Below are 15,201 nucleotides of genomic sequence, written 5' to 3'. Positions count from 1 at the left end.
GCGAATTCCGCCCTGCCCGGCACGCCGGCCGGGGGGGGTGTCGGGGCGGTCATGGGCGCCAAAGGCGTCAAGGTCATCGTCATTGACGATGCCGGCATGAAAATGCGCAAGCCCAAGGACCCGGAACGATTTAAGGCGGCCAACAAACGGTTTACCCAGGGCCTGCGCCAGCACCCGGTCACCGGCGAGGGGCTGCCCACCTACGGCACCAACGTGCTGACCAACGTGGTCAACGAGGCCGGGGCATATCCGGCGTTCAACTTCAGCCAGGGCCAGTACGACGAGGCGTCCCAAATCAGCGGCGAGACCTTTGCCGAACTGCAAACCCGGCGCGGCGGCAACCCCACCCACGGTTGCCACCGGGCTGCGCCATCCAGTGCTCGGGCATCTACGTGGACAAGGACGGCAATTTCCTCACCAAACAGCCGGAGTACGAAACCGTCTGGTCCCACGGCGGCAACTGCGGCATCAGCGACCCGGATGCCATCTGCCGCCTGGACTTTCTCGATGACGATATCGGCCTGGACACCATCGATATGGGTGCCGCCATCGGCGTGGCCATGGAAGCCGGCATCATTCCCGTCGCGATGCCGAAGGGGCCATCCGTCTGGTCGACCAGGAGGTGGGCCAGGGAACGCCACTGGGCCGCATCCTGGGAGGCGGCGCAGCGTCCACGGCCAAAGCCTTCGGCCTGGAACACGCCCCGGTGGTCAAGGGCCAGGCCATGCCCGCCTATGACCCCCGCGCCGTAAAAGGCGTCGGCGTCACCTACGCCACCAGCACCATGGGGGCCGATCACACGGCCGGCTATGCCGTGGCCACCAACCTGCTCAAAGTCGGCGGTGACGTGGATCCCCTTTCCGCCGAAGGACAGATCGAACTGTCGCGCAACCTGCAGATCGCCACGGCGGCCCTGGACGCCACCGGATTCTGCCTGTTCATCGCCTTCGCGATTCTCGACCAGCAGGAAACCTTCGATGCCATGGTCGAAATCATCAACGGCATGTTCGACATCAACCTGACCGGTGATGATGTGGTGGCCCTGGGCAAGAAGATTCTTTCCATGGAGCGTGAGTTCAACAAAAAAGCCGGCCTCACCGCGGCCGACGACCGCCTGCCGCGTTATTTCCGGCGCGAGGCGCTGACGCCCCACAATGTGGTTTTCGACATCACCGACGAGCAGTTGGATTCAGTGTACACTGGTAGACCGGTTTTCTCCTGAAGTGCCCCGTTTGCGGATTGCTGGCGTGACACGAGAAGAGGGGGGGCATGGCGGCGAATCGCAGCATCTGCGGTTCGCCGCTTTTTTCTGCGGATTAGATCGGCGTCAGTCCATCTTTTTCAAGTTCGGCACATACTTCCGATCCGCCCCCTTGATATGGTTGACCAGCCAGTTGCGTCAGATGGTCGGCATTCGTGTTCACTTTGTTGCTGGAGTCGGCAATGCCGCCGGCGATCCGATTCACCTCGCCGATGTCCGCGGCAATCTCGCTGGCGAAAACGCTGCTCTGGGCCACGTTCTGATTGACCTCGACAATTCCCGTGGACGCCTGCATGACATTCTCGGTAATCTCGGCCGTCGCCGCGGTCTGGGCATCCACCGCACCGGCAATCCCGCCGACAAGGCTATTCACTTCGGCGATGACGTCGGCAACCCGTCCGATATCGGCCACGGTATCGGCGGTGGAATGCTGGATGGCATCGATCTTTTCACGGATAACACTTGTGGCTTCGGCCGTTTGCCGGGCCAGGGCCTTGATCTCATTGGCCACCACGGCAAATCCCTTACCGGCGTCCCCGGCCCGGGCCGCCTCAATCGTGGCGTTGAGGGCCAGCAAATTGGTCTGATCGGAAATATCGCTGATCATCTCGGTCACCTTACCGATCTCGGCGGCGGCATTGCCCAAGCTGTCGACTTTGCCGGAGGCCTGGCGGGCTTCCTCGACGGCACGGCCGGTTACGGAGCGTGCCTGGTCGGAACTTCTGCCGATGGCCATCACGGTCTGGTTCATGCTCTCGATGGTCGTGGCCACCATTCCCACGCTGGTCGATGCCTGCTCGGTGGCCGCCGCGATGGAGTTCATGTTTTGGCTCATCTCTTCCGCCGCCCGGGCACGGTGGCTGTCTTCTCACCCATATCGCGGGTACCGTCGTCCATCTGCCGGGAGATGATCAGCAGTTGGTTGGAGGAAGCACTCACGGTCTCAAAATAGACGGCAATATCCCTGACGATATCGTGCAATTTGGCGATAAACGTATTGAACCAGCCGGCCATCTGGCCGATTTCATCCCGGCTGTTGACGGTCAGCCGCCGGGTAAGGTCACCGTCCCCCGGGGCGATATCCTTGAGCATATCGCTGGTGTTGGCGATGGGACGGGCGATCCGGCGACCGAGCACCATCATGCCCACGCCGGTCAGTATCAACACGACCAGGATGGTCAGCCCCAATCGGGTTTCCTCGGCATAGATACCGGCGCGGACCTCGGTCTCCTTGACAACGACCGCGCGATTGACCGTATCCAGGTCAATGCCGGTACCGACCACCCAGCCCCAGGGTTTGAAGAGCTTGACATGGGAAAGTTTGGCCACCGGCTGATCCTCCCCCGGCGATAGTTGTGCGTAGTCCAGGTAGCCCTCGCCCTTCTCGCGGCAGAGATCGACCAGTTCGACAAACAACCGTTTGCCCTTCGGATCCTTAAATGTGGACAGGTCCTTGCCATTTCGTTCCGGTTCAAGCGGCCAAGCGAATGCATAACGCCTGGACAATCCTTCAATTTTCATCGTTTCGATTCGCATCGGGGGGGTGGCGGTCTGATTTTTTTCATCAACTTTTGGCCAATTTTGCCGATAATGAGTACGATTGGGAGGCCTGAATCCGGAACAACGCAATTAATCACCCGTGACAACTGATACCGACCATCACTCAGGTTAACGCATTGGCGCCGTTTCGGCGGCAACCGATTCGCGGTGGCGTGAAACCGATTCCATTGAACACGCGAATCCGCGGATCGTGCATTGATGCGCCGAAACGAATGTTTGTTCAACGATCATTGAAAGGAGAAAAAATGCGTTTCAAACCCGTGGTACCCGTATGGTTCTGGTGGTAGGGATCATGGCGGCACTGGCAGGCATGGCGGCGGCGTTTTCCTATACCGACAATTACACCGAATTCATGCTCACGGCCGACGCGCCCAAAACTGATGCGGCCTTCGGCCAATCGGTGGCGATCCTGGGCAACCGCGTGCTTGTCGGTGCGGTAGCGGATATAAATGAAACCGACGTCGCTACCGGCGCGGCCTATGTTTTCAGGCGCACCGGCAGCACCTTGAGCCAGGAAGCGAAATTGACAGGGCCGGATCTTGGAACAGCGGCTGAATTCGGTTGCGACGTGGCCTTGCGGGGCGATCTCGCCGTGGTCGGCGCCCGCGGGGCGACGCGTGAGGCCATCGATGATACCGGAGAATTCCTCCAGACACCTTTTGGCGCGGCTTTCATCTACAAGCGGAAACAAAACGGCTGGGTTTTCGAACAAAAGCTCGAACCCGCTGATGATGACGGGAATGTCAACTTCGGCCGTGCGGTCGCCTTGAACGGGAACGTCCTGGCTGTTTCGGCGCTCAAGGCTGCGCCCCCTGCCGAGGAGGACCCGGTAATATTTTATTCTATGGCCATAGCAATGATCATCGGTCCCCCCCCCGTGCCGGTCCCGGAGACGAGACCGATGGCGAAACCGGGGTGGTGTATGTGTATCGCAAGAAATTTGGCAGCTGGCAGTTGGAGCAGATTCTGACGGCCGGCGACGGCACCGCCGATGACCAATTCGGTCAATCGGTGGAAGTCCGGGGTGAGATGATCATCGTCGGCGCCAGTGGCGCCGCCAATGGAAACGATGTCAAAAGCGGTGCCGTCTATCTCTTCCACCGGGTCGCCGGCACATGGGAGGAAACGGCAAAAATCTATGCCGACGATGGCCAGGATGGCGATCAGTTCGGTTTCAGTGTGGATATCAGCAGCGGCGTGATCGGCGTGGGCGCCCGCTGGGCCGATGTCGAGGAGGCCGTCGATGCCGGCGCGGCGTACCTTTTCCGCAAGGCTGAGGGGGATTGGACCCAAATCGGCAAACTGACCGCCAGCAACGCCGCCGAGGGAGATGAATTCGGCCATTCCCTGGCCATGACCGGCCCGCTAGTTGCCGTGGGCGCCAATCTTACTGACGTTGATGGCCGCGTTGACCAAGGGACCGTTTATCTGTTCAGCCGTCCGGGGGACGGATGGGAGGAAATCGATCAACTCAATGCTTCGGGCGGTTTGTCCGGCGACCGGTACGGTCAGGCCCTGGCGGCGCACAGCAACAAGCTGGTGGTCGGGGCATGGGCCACCGACGTTGACGAGCCGAATCAAGGCGCGGCATATACCTACCTGCCCTGGCAACCCAAACATGCTAAGGATAAGGTAAAGTAACGAACCACGTTCAAATCGTTCACAAGGTCACCGCCAAACGGCACGCGATGAAAACATTCGCGTGCCGTTTTTATTTCAAGCCACGCTCAATGGCGCTGTTTGGTATTGATCGAACGCCAGCATCCCGGGGCGGTGTTTTCCACCGGCAACACCGCCCCGCCGCCCCACAATCTCGGCCGCAGCCAGTCGCGCGTATCGACCAGATCGGTCGGCCCGGGTACCAGGGCATTGCGATCGATGGCCAGCACGCGAATTCCCCGGGCCTCCAAATCGGTCACCGGCACGATGGTCTCAAAATCACGCAGCCCGTTGAATTCGATAAATCGGCCGCTCCAGCCTGAAAGGGTCAGCCCGACACCGGCCGCGGCGCCGATGATGCCATCCTGGGTCCCCCCGTGGCCTGAAAGGTGGGCACCATTGGCAGCGGCCATGGCGTCCTTCTGTCTGACAATCGTGGAACACGCCAAGCGTCCGAAATCCATGAGCGCGCCGATGGAAGGGCTGTCATCGCCCACCACACACAGGCCGGGATCGCTGCCATCGATGAAATGCTCGCGGATGTGCCCGCCGCCCGCTCAATGAGCACATCCACCGATTCCGGATCGGCCAGGTCCACGACCAGGCAGGCCGAACTGTTTTGGGACGTGTAGGGGATTCCTTCCAAAACGGGAAGCTGCTGGCGAACCACCCCGTGGAGGCGGGCACCCTCGGGGAGCCGATCGGTAAACCAACGGGCCAATTTTCCAGTCCCCCGGTCAGCACCGGCCACATCTGTATCATCAAACCCCACATACACTCTCATTTCACGTATCCTTTGCGCTGGCCATCAACGATCCGCGGAAGTATCGTCCGGCAGTGTTCATCATGAAATAATTGGAAACCGTGCCGTTGTATGCCGTTTCCAATCGTCAGTCAATTATCTCCCCTGGAAGATCCAGGCAATCTTGCATGATAGTTTTATACAAGAATCATTCCAGCCCTATGCAAGGAACACTTCTCATGTCAGATCCGGGGGCATCATCCCGAATTTACTTGCAGAACGTCCAAAATCGAATTAAGGGTCGATTCATACTGTCAGCTCGCCCCCAGACAAGCAATGACCGATAACTCGGAGACGACACCTTCATGCTTGTGGAATCGACGCGCATCACGGTCCTCAACCAGCGCCCCTGTCGGCCGCGAGAAGCATGGGTGCTCTACTGGATGCAGCAGTCCCAGCGGCCGATGACAACCCGGCCCTGGCGCACGCCATCGACCAGGCCAATGGCCTGGGACTTCCCGTGATCGCCATCTTCGCCCTGACCGACAGTTACCCGGAGGCCAATGCCCGGCACTACCGCTTCATGCTGGAGGGTCTGGCCGAAACCCAGCGCATCCTGGCCGGGCGGGGAATCGATCTGATCGTCCAGCAAGGCAGCCCCGAGCAAGTGGTCCTTCCCCTGGCCGACCACGCGGCCATGCTGGTCTGCGATGTGGGCTACACCCGCCATCAGCGGGCGTGGCGGCAAGCCGTCGCCAGGGATGCCGACTGCCGGGTCGTCGCCGTCGAGGGGGATGTGGTCCTGCCTGTCAGCGTGGTATCCGGCAAGGCCGAATATGCCGCGCGGACCATCCGTCCCAAAATCCAGCGACAACTCCAGCGGTATCAGGTTGCCGCCCCGCCCATCCGCCCCCGGACGCCGTCCCCCGATGCCGGCCTGGGGGGCCTGGATCTGAACGATATCGACACCCTCATGGGCAAGCTGGCCATCGATCGATCCGTCCCGGAGGTCTCCGGCTGCTTCAAGGGCGGTCCGCAAGAAGCACGGCGTCGCTTGACCCTGTTCATCACCGATCGTCTGGAGGCTATTCCCGAAACCGTAACCAGCCCCAATTGGCGGCGACCTCGACCCTGAGTCCCTACCTTCACTTCGGCCAAATCTCGCCGGTGACCATCGCCCTTCACGTGCAGGCGGCAACCGCGGGCTCAGCGGAAGATCGTGCGGCCTTTCTGGAAGAGTTGATCATGCGTCGGGAGCTGGCGGTCAATTACGTTTATTACAATCCAGATTACGACCGTTTCGCCGGCCTGCCGGCCTGGGCCCGCCGGACCCTGGCGGAACATGCGGCCGACCGGCGCTCACCGATTTACGCCAGGGCCGACCTGGTGGCTGCCCGCACCCACGATCCGTATTGGAATGCGGCCATGGTGGAAATGCGCGATACCGGTTTCATGCACAACCATATGCGCATGTATTGGGGAAAGAAGATTCTCGAGTGGTCGGCCTCGCCGGAGATAGCCTTCGAGACCGCCCTGTGGCTGAACAACCGCTATTTCTTGGACGGCCGCGACCCCAACACCTACGCCGGCGTAGGCTGGATTTTCGGATTGCATGACCGGGCCTGGTTTGAACGGCCGATTTTCGGCAAGGTGCGTTACATGGCCGCCTCGGGTTTGGAACGGAAATGCGACATCCGCGCCTATGTGGACAAGGTTGCCCAAACCGGATGCACGGGCACCGGGAAGTGAATGCCCTCCCGCCGATGCCCCTTCTGGAGAGATCACCGGCCGGGTCCCGTCGCCTCTGCATCCATCCCCGCCGACATGCGATAGAAAAAGGCATCAAGCCCCCTGGGAGATGAACCGATACAAAAAGCGGATCGCAACCGCACTTCAACGAAACGCTGAGCCTGGAGCAAAAAAAGGAGTCCCCCGTTCATGCAGCGTTACACGCCAGGTATCCGGTCCAAGTTGATTGCCATTTTTGTTCTCATCAAGGTCATTCCCCTGGTCGCCCTGGCCTGGTTCGCCTGGGAAGAGATCGTCGCGCTGACCGCCGCGGTGGAAAAGAATGCCGCCCAGATGGCCGAGAACACCCATGCGGTAGTCAAAGGGGTTACGGATCTTTCCACCAAAAACTCCATCAAGGCCCTGGATGAAAAGTCCCGCGAGGCCATCGAGCGGCTGACCACCGACACGGCCGCCAAGGTCGCCGCTTTTCTCTATGATCGGGACCGGGATATTCAGCTGGCGGCCCGCCTGCCCGCCAACGAAACCCGTTACCGCGAGTTCCTGGCCTCCCGATTCCGCCCGGTCATTCTGCATCCGCCATGGGTGATGGACGATGCGGGTCAGCAATGGGTCCCTGCCAAACCCTCGGCCCATCCGACGGGCAAGATCATCATGGCGACCAATGACGACAACCGCCACGCCTTTCACTATCGCCCGCCGGAACGTGACGGCATCGCCGAGAACCGTCCCCTTTATCTGGAAATGACTTTCATCGATCTTCAGGGAATTGAACGCATCAAGGTCGGCACGTCGGATCGGCTGTCCCGCGAGCGCCGCAACGTATCCGACCCGCGCAACACCTACTGTCGGGCGGAAACCTATTTCACGGCCCTGCAGCAGCTCAAACCCGGTGAAATCCATGTTTCCGAAGTGATCGGCCCCCACGTCAAGGGCTATATCATCGGCACCTATAACCGGGAGACGGCCAAAACACGCGGCATCCCCTTTGCGCCGCAGACATCCGGGTATGCCGGCAAGGAAAACCCGGTGGGCATCCGTTTCCAGGGGCTGATCCGCTGGGGCATGCCGGTCGTTAAGAACAACCGTATCGTCGGTTATGTCACCCTGGCCCTGGACCACACCCACATCATGGAGTTCACCGACCACATCGTCCCCACGGATGAGCGCTATTCGGCCATTTCCGACGCCGGCAGCGGCAACTACGCCTTCATGTGGGACCACAAGGGACGCAACATTTCCCATCCGCGCGACTACTTCATCGCCGGTTATGATCCCCGGACCGGCCAGCCGGCCGTGCCTTGGTTGGATACGGAGATGGCCGCGATCTGGCGACGGCTGAACCGGTCCATGCCTGCTTTTTTCAACCAAGCGCCCCCGTTCAAGGCCCAGGCCCTGGCCAAGCAACCCGACCCGACGCTGGCCCGGGACGGCATGGTCGGCCTGGATTGCCGCTATCTCAACTTCGCGCCCCAGTGCACCGGCTGGCACAATTTGACCCAGGATGGCGGTTCGGGTTCCTTCCTGATTTTCTGGAGCGGCCTGTGGAAACTCACCACAGCAGCGGCCATTCCCTACCACACGGGAATCTACGGTCGGACGCCACGCGGCTTCGGCTACGTCACCATCGGCGCCAATGTTCATGAATTTCATCGTCCCGCCGTGGAGACCGCCGATGTCATTCAGGGCATCGAGGCCGACTTCACCCAAAAGCTCGACGTGGAAAAAGCCGAAAACCAGCAGATGATCCGCGCCGCTCTGCAAAAGGCGGTCCGGCACCTCACCTTTTACACCGCGCTGATGATCGTCTGCGTGATCCTGATCGCCATCTTCCTCGCCCAGACCCTGACCTCCCGCATCACCGCGATCATTCAAAGCATCCGCCGATTTCAATGCGGCGATCGCGACCATCGCCTCCTGCAGCTGTCCAATGACGAAATGGGCCAACTGGCCCTGGCCTATAACGAAATGGCCGACGCCGTCCAATCCCAGATCGATGACATCGAGACGGTCAACCAGCAGATGGAAGCCGAAATCGGTGAACGCCGCCGGGTCCAGATGGTGTTGGCCGAACATCGCGACAACCTGGAGAATATGGTCAAAGGGCGCACGGAAGCGCTCGAAAAAGAGGTTTGTGAACGCAGGCGGGTCGAAAAGATGCAGTTCGAGACCGAACGCCGGCTGCGCGATCAGAATCAGGCGCTTTTGAACCTGGCCGGTCACACGGCCCTGTACGGCGGCGACTTCGAACGCGCCCTGGAAACAATCCTTCCCACTGTGGTGCAGATCCTGAATATCGACCGCTGCGCGGTGTGGCTGTTGAATGAAGCCCACACGGAGGTTCTCTGCAAGCAACGTATGGTGGACGACAGCGGGCCGCAACCCAGTGACAGAACCTTTCAAATCGCCGATTATCCCATCTTCCTTGAGGCCGTTCGCAGTGGGCGGACCATTGTCTCCGCGGACAGCACCTCGGATGAACGGCTGGTGGAGTTGGACCAGGACTATCTCATGCCGCGCGACATCCGCGCCCTCATCCTGGCCGTGGTTTTCGAGGGCGGCGAGACGGCCGGGCTGGTATCCTTTGCCCAGACCGGGCATCGGCGCGACTGGCATCTGGATGAAATCAACTTTGCCAGCTCCGTCGCCGATATTATCGGACTCGCGCTGGACGCCGCCCGACGCATCCAGACGATGGAGGAAAAAGCACAGCTCGAGGCTCGGCTCAGACGGGCGGAGAAAATGGAGGCCATCGGTACCCTGGCCGGCGGCGTGGCCCATGACCTGAACAACATCCTCTCGGGCCTGGTCAGCTATCCGGAACTGCTGCTGCTCCAAATTCCCCCAGACAGCCCCCTGCGCGAGCCCATCAAAACCATTTTCAATTCCGGCCAACGGGCCGCCACCATCGTCCAAGATCTGCTCACCATGCCCGCCGGGGCGTGGCCATCGATGAGGTGGTCAAGATCAATCACATCGTCGAGGCATACTTGAGAAGCCCCGAGTATCAAAAGCTGCTCTCCGATCACCCGCTGATCCGCGTCGAGACCCGTTTGGCCGACGATCTGATGAACATTTCGGGTTCAGCGGTCCATCTTTCCAAAGCGTTGATGAACCTGGTTTCCAATGCCGCCGAGGCGATTGTCCAAATCGGTCGGGTGACGATCACGACAACGAACAGCTATATCGATCGGCCCATCCGGGGATACGATGTGGTCAACGAGGGGGAATATGTCGCGCTGACGGTCAGCGATAATGGCATGGGGATCGGTGCCGAGGATCTGGGTCGCATTTTCGAGCCGTTCTATACCAAGAAAAAAATGGGCCGCAGTGGAACCGGATTGGGCATGGCCGTGGTTTGGGGTACCGTCAAGGACCACCGGGGATACATCGACTTCGAGAGCGAGGAGGGTAACGGCAGCCGCTTCACGCTTTACTTCCCGGTCACGCGTCGCCAGGCGGATGTGGCGCGCCGCGTAGCCATCGAGGAATATATGGGAAACGGGGAAACCATCCTCGTGGTCGATGACGTGCGCGAACAGCGTGAAATCGCTTCGGCCATCCTGACCACCCTGGGATATCGCGTGGAAAGCGTCGATCGTGGCGAGGCGGCCGTAACCTTTCTGGCATCGACCGCAGTTGATCTATTGATCTTGGACATGATCATGTCGCCGGGGATGGATGGCCTGGATACCTACCGGCAGGTTATCCGCCGCCATCCGGGCCAGAAGGCCATCATCGCCAGCGGATTCTCCGAAACGGCCCGCATCCGCGAGGTGCTGAAACTAGGTGCGGCCAGCTACCTGAAAAAGCCCTATACGATCGAGAACATCGGCATGGCCGTGCGGGCGGCATTGACGTCCGCCGCCAATGCCTGACGAAATTCAGTGCCCATTTCCATCGTGGCCCACAAAAAGATACCCCACCCCCCGCACGGTCTTCAGATAATGGGGGTTATCGGCGTCATCGCCCAACTGATGGCGAATCCGGGAAATATAGACGTCCACGGATCGATCGAAACCATTGTACACCTGATTGTAAAGTGCCTCGTAGAGCTCTTCCCGGGGAACCACCCGACCGGATCGTTTGGCCAGATACCAGAGCAGTTCGAATTGCATGGTGGTCAAATCGATGGGTTGCCCGTCCAGGGAGACGGCGCGCAGGGCCGCATCCACCACCAAACGACCCACGCGAATCTGCCGGTCGTTGGCCATGCCCCGGCCGCGCCTGAGGTGCGCATGGATGCGGGCTGCCAGCAACGCCGGCGATATCGGCGTGGTGATGCAGTCGTCGGCGCCGCGTTCGAAGGCCAGCAGTTGGGCGGCCTCGTCACGTGCCTGGGATTGGAAGATGATCGGTCCGCCGTAATGGGGCCGCACCATGCTGCAGACTTCGTAGCCGCCGGCCATGGGCAAGTTCGCATCCAAGAGGACCAGGTCGGGCATTTGGATAACGATCGCGTCCACGGCCTGCCCGCTCTCCGGAATGCAGTGGACATCGAATGACTTGGCCGTCAAGTAAACGACCAGCGGGTGGGCCGGCCCGTAATTCGGTTCACAAATAAAGATACTTGGACGTTTGTCAGCTTGGACCATGGGATGACACGTTTCTCCTTTCCGGCAAATATGTCTCAAATTTGCATCCCGCCGGCATTGGCACTTCGCGGGGGATGCCCGTCAGCTGCGGAACCGCTCTGGATGCCGAGCCCGAGGCACATCCCCGGCCGGAACCCCTCGAGGGAAGGGTCGGCCCGGAAGGCAATTTTGAATTCGTAGCATAACCGTCCGTCGCTTCCCCGCGCGACGCCGATATCGATGCCCGTGCGTCGGACTTCATCCATGGTCATGGAAAGCGGTCCGGTCGCGTCCTGGTAGGTGATGCGCAGGCTTTCCGGCAGGCGGACCGCAGGGGGCGGCCGCAGTGACGGGTCTGCCGTGGCCCTTCCGTTCGGAGGTGACAAAGGTGGCTTCCACTCGGCGGCCGGCCCTTTTGGCCGGGCAAATGGATACCGACCGTCTGTTGTTCGCCGCTTTGGGGATCGATCCAGATCGTCAATCCGGCCCTTTGGGTATCTCGCTGGAAATCCGTTTCCGTGATGGTCAGGCACAAGAAAATGATTGTTCATAGCAGTATGGCCATGGTCAGCAGGCCTCAGTTTGACGGCGGCTCGGGCAGATTCGGCTGCCCCGCCGGCGGTTTTCTCGGCTTGACTTCCTCACGGGTAATAACGCCGTCGCCGTTGGCATCCAGGTGCTGAACATCTCCTTCGGACCGCTGAATTCAGCCCGGGTGACCTGGCCATCCTTGTTTACATCATCTTTCTCAAAACCACCCGGCCGGGGCCCATGCCTGTCGGCCGCAGGGGGGTTCGAAAAATCCGGTCCGGCATCCTGGGCAAAACCAGGAATCGGACTGAATCCGAGCAGGCCAATCATCGCCAGGATCACCACGGCCCGGGTTAACCATCCTTGTTGCATCGTCATTCTCCTTTCCATCCATTCGTCTTCGTCATACGTCTGCCCCCCAGTGGGGCTGAACGCGGTATTTGGCTACCCTTGGGCACCAGGAGCCACCGGTCGGGTATATTGCACCATCACCCAGCCGGTGCGGCCATCGGGCAAGCCGACGAAACACCATCCGCCGGATGTCTGCTGAACCACCAACCGCTCTCCCAATCGGGCCTGGGAAACCACCGGATGGTCCAGGCGGCCCGGAACGAACGTTGAGCAGGGCTGTATCCACCGCCAGGACTTGACCGGCAGCCATGGTCGGGGACGGCGGTGCCGATGCCGGCGCGTCGACGACCACGTATCCGCTTGGGGCCTTCTGGTAGTAAATACCGGCCAGCAAAAAATAGGTCACGCCGGCGATAAGCAGGGTTTCGACGCCCAGCGGAAGATGGTCGATCTTTGTACCGCGCGGCGGTCTGACGACCCGGTAGCCACGGGGATCGTGACGGTAGTAAACCCCTTTGTGGAAAACCATCGGATCGCCGCCCATGCGCACGCGCTGATGGTCGGCGGGAATCGACTGGCGGTACTGCCCTTCCTGGGGATAATCACCATGCGATCGGTTCATGGGCGGTCCGGCCCATGCCGAACTCCCCGCCACCAAACCGACAACCAAAAGCGCGATCGTCAGGTTCCGCCAGCCTGTGTTTCGTTTCAGATAGAATCGTGTCATGAATGACTCCTTTTCTATTAATACCAATGGATTGCGACAGGACGAAATGCCTCCTGGTCGGCGATTGTTACAATACCGTTCAAATATGGTTAAAATGTGGAGAGCGTGTGTGCTTTGTCGTCAATATGGCGAAGCACATTGAAATCGTCCCCGAAATGGTCTTTTATCGGGCAGGTAAGCAATCAACCCTTGACGGATTCGTAAACCCTTTCGGATGAACGGGAATTAATCATGACGATCAGGCTGTCGTATAAACTGGTTGGCGCGTTTTTTCTGATCCTGGCCATCGCCGTGGGTGCCATGGGACTGTCACGCTATCTTTTCTCACTGAATTTCAAAACCTACTTCAACCAGGTGGCGGAGGAGAGATTGCAGGGTCTCGTTCCCGTGTTGCAGGAGGCCTATCGGACCACCCATAGCTGGGCATCCGTGACCAACGATCCGCAGCGCTGGCAGCGCCTGCTGTCCGAGGCCCTGGACATCCGCAAGCATACCCCGCCACCCCCTGCGGGGGCCATTTCGCCGGGCAGCCCCGACACCTATGGGCGGCCACCAGGTCCGCCCCCCGACGGCATGCCCGGTCCTCCGGCCATGATTCTCCTGATGGACGCCCAGGAACGCTCCCTTCTCGGCCACCCGAGTCCCGACGACCCGCGCCGGCTGGTGGCCATCGAGGTCGACGGCCAGGTGGTCGGCTGGCTGGGATGGCATCATCACGAACCCTTTAAATCCGGACCTCCGGCCGCCCTGCTGGCCCGCCAAACGCGGCAGTTCTATCTGCTCGGCACAGGTGTCATCGGGCTGACCGCCTTGATTGCCTTTCTTTTCTCACGCCACTTGCTGGGGCCGATTCAACGTCTCGCCCGGGTTACCCGGGAGTTGACCCAGCGTAACTTCACGGTCCGCATCGCCGCCACCACCAGTGATGAAATCGGCGAACTGACAAACCATTTCAACGCCATGGCCCACACCCTGGAAAGCTACGAGCAGATGCGCCGCCAGTGGATCACCGACATCGCCCACGAGCTGCGTACGCCTTTGTCGGTGCTGCGCGGGGAAATCGAAGCCATCCAGGACGGCATTCGTGAACCGACGCCCCAGAACCTGACCTCACTGCACGCGGAAATTCTCAGGCTTGGCAAGTTGGTCGATGATCTGCATCTACTCGCCAGGTCCGATTCGGATCAGTTGCAGATCGAATGGCTACGGGTCGCCCCCTTCAGCGTGCTAAAGAACGTGACCGAGACCTATCGGGACCGCTTTGTCCGCAAGGGAATTCAACTTGAAGTCGTACCCGCCCCCGGCATGGACAAGGCCTCTATCCGTGGTGACGGAGACCGTCTGGCGCAGGTCTTCACCAACTTGTTAGATAATGCCCTGAAATATGTTGCAACCCCCGGCAAGTTGGCTATAACGGGAGCGGCCGACCAACAGACGTTGACGCTCCTGTTCCAGGATTCCGGTCCCGGCGTGCCGGCAGAAGCCCTGCCGCGCCTCTTCGACCGCCTCTTTCGGGTGGACCCTTCACGCAGCCGTGAGACCGGGGGCAGCGGCTTGGGGCTGTCCATCTGCCGGAATATCATCGACCGCCATCAGGGACGCATATGGGCGGAACCCGGCATTTTGGGCGGGCTGACCATCGGCATCAGCCTGCCGCGTTGGCCCCAATGACCTGAATCGAAAGGCGCCATCATGGCCGATGAACACCTTTTGATCGTTGAAGATGAAGTCAAGCTCGCCGAATTGCTGAAGGATTATCTGCTCAAGGCGGGGTTCAAAGCGACCTGTGTGAGCCGGGGAGATGAAGTCCTGGACAAGATCCGTGCCCTTTCGCCGGCCTTGGTTCTGCTGGATCTGATGCTGCCCGGCATGGATGGCGTCACCGTTTGCCGCGAGTTGCGCAAAGTCTCGGACATTCCCGTGATCATGGTTACCGCCAGGGTCGACGAAATCGACCGGCTGATCGGGCTGGAAATCGGCGCCGACGATTATATCTGCAAGCCGTTCAGCCCGCGCGAGGTGGTGGCTCGCGCAAGGCGGTGCTCCG

Annotated in this window: 18 protein-coding genes and 1 pseudogene; 12 read left to right on the top strand and 7 right to left on the bottom strand. The window is 60.4% G+C overall.

Features of this window, described 5'->3' with window-relative positions; all coding sequences use genetic code 11:
- Window positions 1–51: 51 nt before the first annotated feature.
- The 3 genes and pseudogenes from JCM12296_RS45710 to JCM12296_RS45700 all read left to right on the top strand — a co-directional run.
- A pseudogene (locus tag JCM12296_RS45710) lies at window positions 52–300 on the top strand (aldehyde ferredoxin oxidoreductase C-terminal domain-containing protein); the annotation flags it as partial.
- Window positions 301–353: 53 nt separating this feature from the next.
- Window positions 354–752, top strand: a complete 399-nt coding sequence (locus JCM12296_RS45705) for an aldehyde ferredoxin oxidoreductase C-terminal domain-containing protein (RefSeq protein WP_246804886.1) — start codon at window positions 354–356, stop codon at window positions 750–752.
- Window positions 641–1,222 carry an aldehyde ferredoxin oxidoreductase C-terminal domain-containing protein gene (locus JCM12296_RS45700; protein WP_246804888.1) on the top strand — a complete coding sequence of 194 codons (582 nt, stop codon included), beginning with the start codon at window positions 641–643 and terminating at the stop codon, window positions 1,220–1,222. The genes JCM12296_RS45705 and JCM12296_RS45700 overlap by 112 nt, the downstream gene beginning before the upstream one ends.
- Before the next feature lie 94 nt (window positions 1,223–1,316).
- Here the strand turns inward: JCM12296_RS45700 and JCM12296_RS25970 are convergent, their stop codons facing one another.
- Together JCM12296_RS25970 and JCM12296_RS25965 are read right to left on the bottom strand one after the other, a co-directional pair.
- The gene (locus JCM12296_RS25970; protein WP_054699339.1) at window positions 1,317–2,096 is read right to left on the bottom strand and encodes a methyl-accepting chemotaxis protein; all 780 of its coding nucleotides are present in this window, start codon (window positions 2,094–2,096) and stop codon (window positions 1,317–1,319) included.
- Window positions 2,093–2,782 (bottom strand): cache domain-containing protein, encoded by a 690-nt coding sequence (locus JCM12296_RS25965; protein ID WP_172684107.1) that lies wholly within the window; start codon window positions 2,780–2,782, stop codon window positions 2,093–2,095. Before JCM12296_RS25965 ends, JCM12296_RS25970 begins: the two co-directional genes overlap by 4 nt.
- A 331-nt stretch (window positions 2,783–3,113) precedes the next feature.
- Between JCM12296_RS25965 and JCM12296_RS25960 the strand changes: the two genes are divergently transcribed.
- Entirely contained in the window at window positions 3,114–3,791 is a 678-nt protein-coding gene (locus JCM12296_RS25960) for an FG-GAP repeat protein (RefSeq protein WP_172684106.1), read from the top strand.
- Window positions 3,746–4,462, top strand: coding sequence for an FG-GAP repeat protein (locus JCM12296_RS25955; RefSeq protein ID WP_157067907.1), 717 nt, complete (start codon window positions 3,746–3,748; stop codon window positions 4,460–4,462). The genes JCM12296_RS25960 and JCM12296_RS25955 overlap by 46 nt, the downstream gene beginning before the upstream one ends.
- Window positions 4,463–4,548: 86 nt before the next feature.
- Here JCM12296_RS25955 and JCM12296_RS42520 read toward each other — a convergent pair whose 3' ends face one another.
- On the bottom strand, window positions 4,549–4,977 hold the full coding sequence (locus tag JCM12296_RS42520; protein ID WP_218188278.1) for a hypothetical protein: 429 nt from the start codon (window positions 4,975–4,977) through the stop codon (window positions 4,549–4,551).
- Window positions 4,978–5,649: 672 nt separating this feature from the next.
- On the opposite strand from JCM12296_RS42520, the gene JCM12296_RS45695 reads away from it, so the two are divergent.
- From JCM12296_RS45695 to JCM12296_RS25935, 4 genes are all read left to right on the top strand, one after another.
- Entirely contained in the window at window positions 5,650–6,357 is a 708-nt protein-coding gene (locus tag JCM12296_RS45695) for a deoxyribodipyrimidine photo-lyase (RefSeq protein ID WP_246804885.1), read from the top strand.
- Window positions 6,336–6,971 (top strand): hypothetical protein, encoded by a 636-nt coding sequence (locus tag JCM12296_RS45690; RefSeq protein ID WP_246804884.1) that lies wholly within the window; start codon window positions 6,336–6,338, stop codon window positions 6,969–6,971. Before JCM12296_RS45695 ends, JCM12296_RS45690 begins: the two co-directional genes overlap by 22 nt.
- 189 nt (window positions 6,972–7,160) lie before the next feature.
- Window positions 7,161–9,965: a GAF domain-containing protein gene (locus tag JCM12296_RS25940; RefSeq protein ID WP_054699331.1), complete on the top strand. Its 2,805-nt coding sequence runs from the start codon at window positions 7,161–7,163 to the stop codon at window positions 9,963–9,965.
- Complete coding sequence (locus tag JCM12296_RS25935) at window positions 9,914–10,849, top strand: ATP-binding protein (RefSeq protein ID WP_054699329.1); 936 nt, start codon at window positions 9,914–9,916, stop codon at window positions 10,847–10,849. The genes JCM12296_RS25940 and JCM12296_RS25935 overlap by 52 nt, the downstream gene beginning before the upstream one ends.
- Window positions 10,850–10,855: 6 nt before the next feature.
- On the opposite strand, the gene JCM12296_RS25930 is transcribed toward JCM12296_RS25935, so the two are convergent.
- The gene (locus JCM12296_RS25930; RefSeq protein ID WP_054699327.1) at window positions 10,856–11,566 is read right to left on the bottom strand and encodes a winged helix-turn-helix domain-containing protein; all 711 of its coding nucleotides are present in this window, start codon (window positions 11,564–11,566) and stop codon (window positions 10,856–10,858) included.
- A 35-nt stretch (window positions 11,567–11,601) separates the two neighbouring features.
- Window positions 11,602–11,931 (bottom strand): hypothetical protein, encoded by a 330-nt coding sequence (locus JCM12296_RS25925; RefSeq protein ID WP_054699325.1) that lies wholly within the window; start codon window positions 11,929–11,931, stop codon window positions 11,602–11,604.
- A 41-nt stretch (window positions 11,932–11,972) separates the two neighbouring features.
- Between JCM12296_RS25925 and JCM12296_RS48155 the strand changes: the two genes are divergently transcribed.
- On the top strand, window positions 11,973–12,098 hold the full coding sequence (locus JCM12296_RS48155) for a hypothetical protein (RefSeq protein ID WP_281492161.1): 126 nt from the start codon (window positions 11,973–11,975) through the stop codon (window positions 12,096–12,098).
- 14 nt (window positions 12,099–12,112) lie between these two features.
- On the opposite strand, the gene JCM12296_RS25920 is transcribed toward JCM12296_RS48155, so the two are convergent.
- Together JCM12296_RS25920 and JCM12296_RS25915 are read right to left on the bottom strand one after the other, a co-directional pair.
- Complete coding sequence (locus JCM12296_RS25920; protein ID WP_054699323.1) at window positions 12,113–12,448, bottom strand: hypothetical protein; 336 nt, start codon at window positions 12,446–12,448, stop codon at window positions 12,113–12,115.
- A gap of 31 nt (window positions 12,449–12,479) precedes the next feature.
- On the bottom strand, window positions 12,480–13,154 hold the full coding sequence (locus JCM12296_RS25915) for a DUF6515 family protein (RefSeq protein ID WP_054699321.1): 675 nt from the start codon (window positions 13,152–13,154) through the stop codon (window positions 12,480–12,482).
- Window positions 13,155–13,385: 231 nt separating this feature from the next.
- Between JCM12296_RS25915 and JCM12296_RS25910 the strand changes: the two genes are divergently transcribed.
- Together JCM12296_RS25910 and JCM12296_RS25905 are read left to right on the top strand one after the other, a co-directional pair.
- Window positions 13,386–14,825, top strand: a complete 1,440-nt coding sequence (locus JCM12296_RS25910; RefSeq protein ID WP_054699319.1) for an ATP-binding protein — start codon at window positions 13,386–13,388, stop codon at window positions 14,823–14,825.
- Window positions 14,826–14,846: 21 nt separating this feature from the next.
- On the top strand, window positions 14,847–15,201 hold a 355-nt coding region (locus JCM12296_RS25905), incomplete at its 3' end, for a response regulator (RefSeq protein ID WP_157067906.1).

It is taken from the genome of Desulfosarcina cetonica JCM 12296 (assembly GCF_001311845.1).
Taxonomy (GTDB): domain Bacteria; phylum Desulfobacterota; class Desulfobacteria; order Desulfobacterales; family Desulfosarcinaceae; genus Desulfosarcina; species Desulfosarcina cetonica.
The sequence above is the reverse complement of the archived record's forward strand: the minus strand, read 5'-3'. Positions and strand labels throughout refer to the sequence as shown.

Coding starts and splice junctions, on each gene's coding strand:
- JCM12296_RS25970 (WP_054699339.1), bottom strand. CDS start 2,096: ATGAGCCAAAACATGAACTCCATCGCGGCGGCCACCGAGCAGGCATCG.
- JCM12296_RS25965 (WP_172684107.1), bottom strand. CDS start 2,782: ATGAAAATTGAAGGATTGTCCAGGCGTTATGCATTCGCTTGGCCGCTT.
- JCM12296_RS25960 (WP_172684106.1), top strand. CDS start 3,114: ATGGCGGCACTGGCAGGCATGGCGGCGGCGTTTTCCTATACCGACAAT.
- JCM12296_RS45695 (WP_246804885.1), top strand. CDS start 5,650: ATGGGTGCTCTACTGGATGCAGCAGTCCCAGCGGCCGATGACAACCCG.
- JCM12296_RS25940 (WP_054699331.1), top strand. CDS start 7,161: ATGCAGCGTTACACGCCAGGTATCCGGTCCAAGTTGATTGCCATTTTT.
- JCM12296_RS25930 (WP_054699327.1), bottom strand. CDS start 11,566: ATGGTCCAAGCTGACAAACGTCCAAGTATCTTTATTTGTGAACCGAAT.
- JCM12296_RS48155 (WP_281492161.1), top strand. CDS start 11,973: ATGGATACCGACCGTCTGTTGTTCGCCGCTTTGGGGATCGATCCAGAT.
- JCM12296_RS25920 (WP_054699323.1), bottom strand. CDS start 12,448: ATGCAACAAGGATGGTTAACCCGGGCCGTGGTGATCCTGGCGATGATT.
- JCM12296_RS25915 (WP_054699321.1), bottom strand. CDS start 13,154: ATGACACGATTCTATCTGAAACGAAACACAGGCTGGCGGAACCTGACG.
- JCM12296_RS25910 (WP_054699319.1), top strand. CDS start 13,386: ATGACGATCAGGCTGTCGTATAAACTGGTTGGCGCGTTTTTTCTGATC.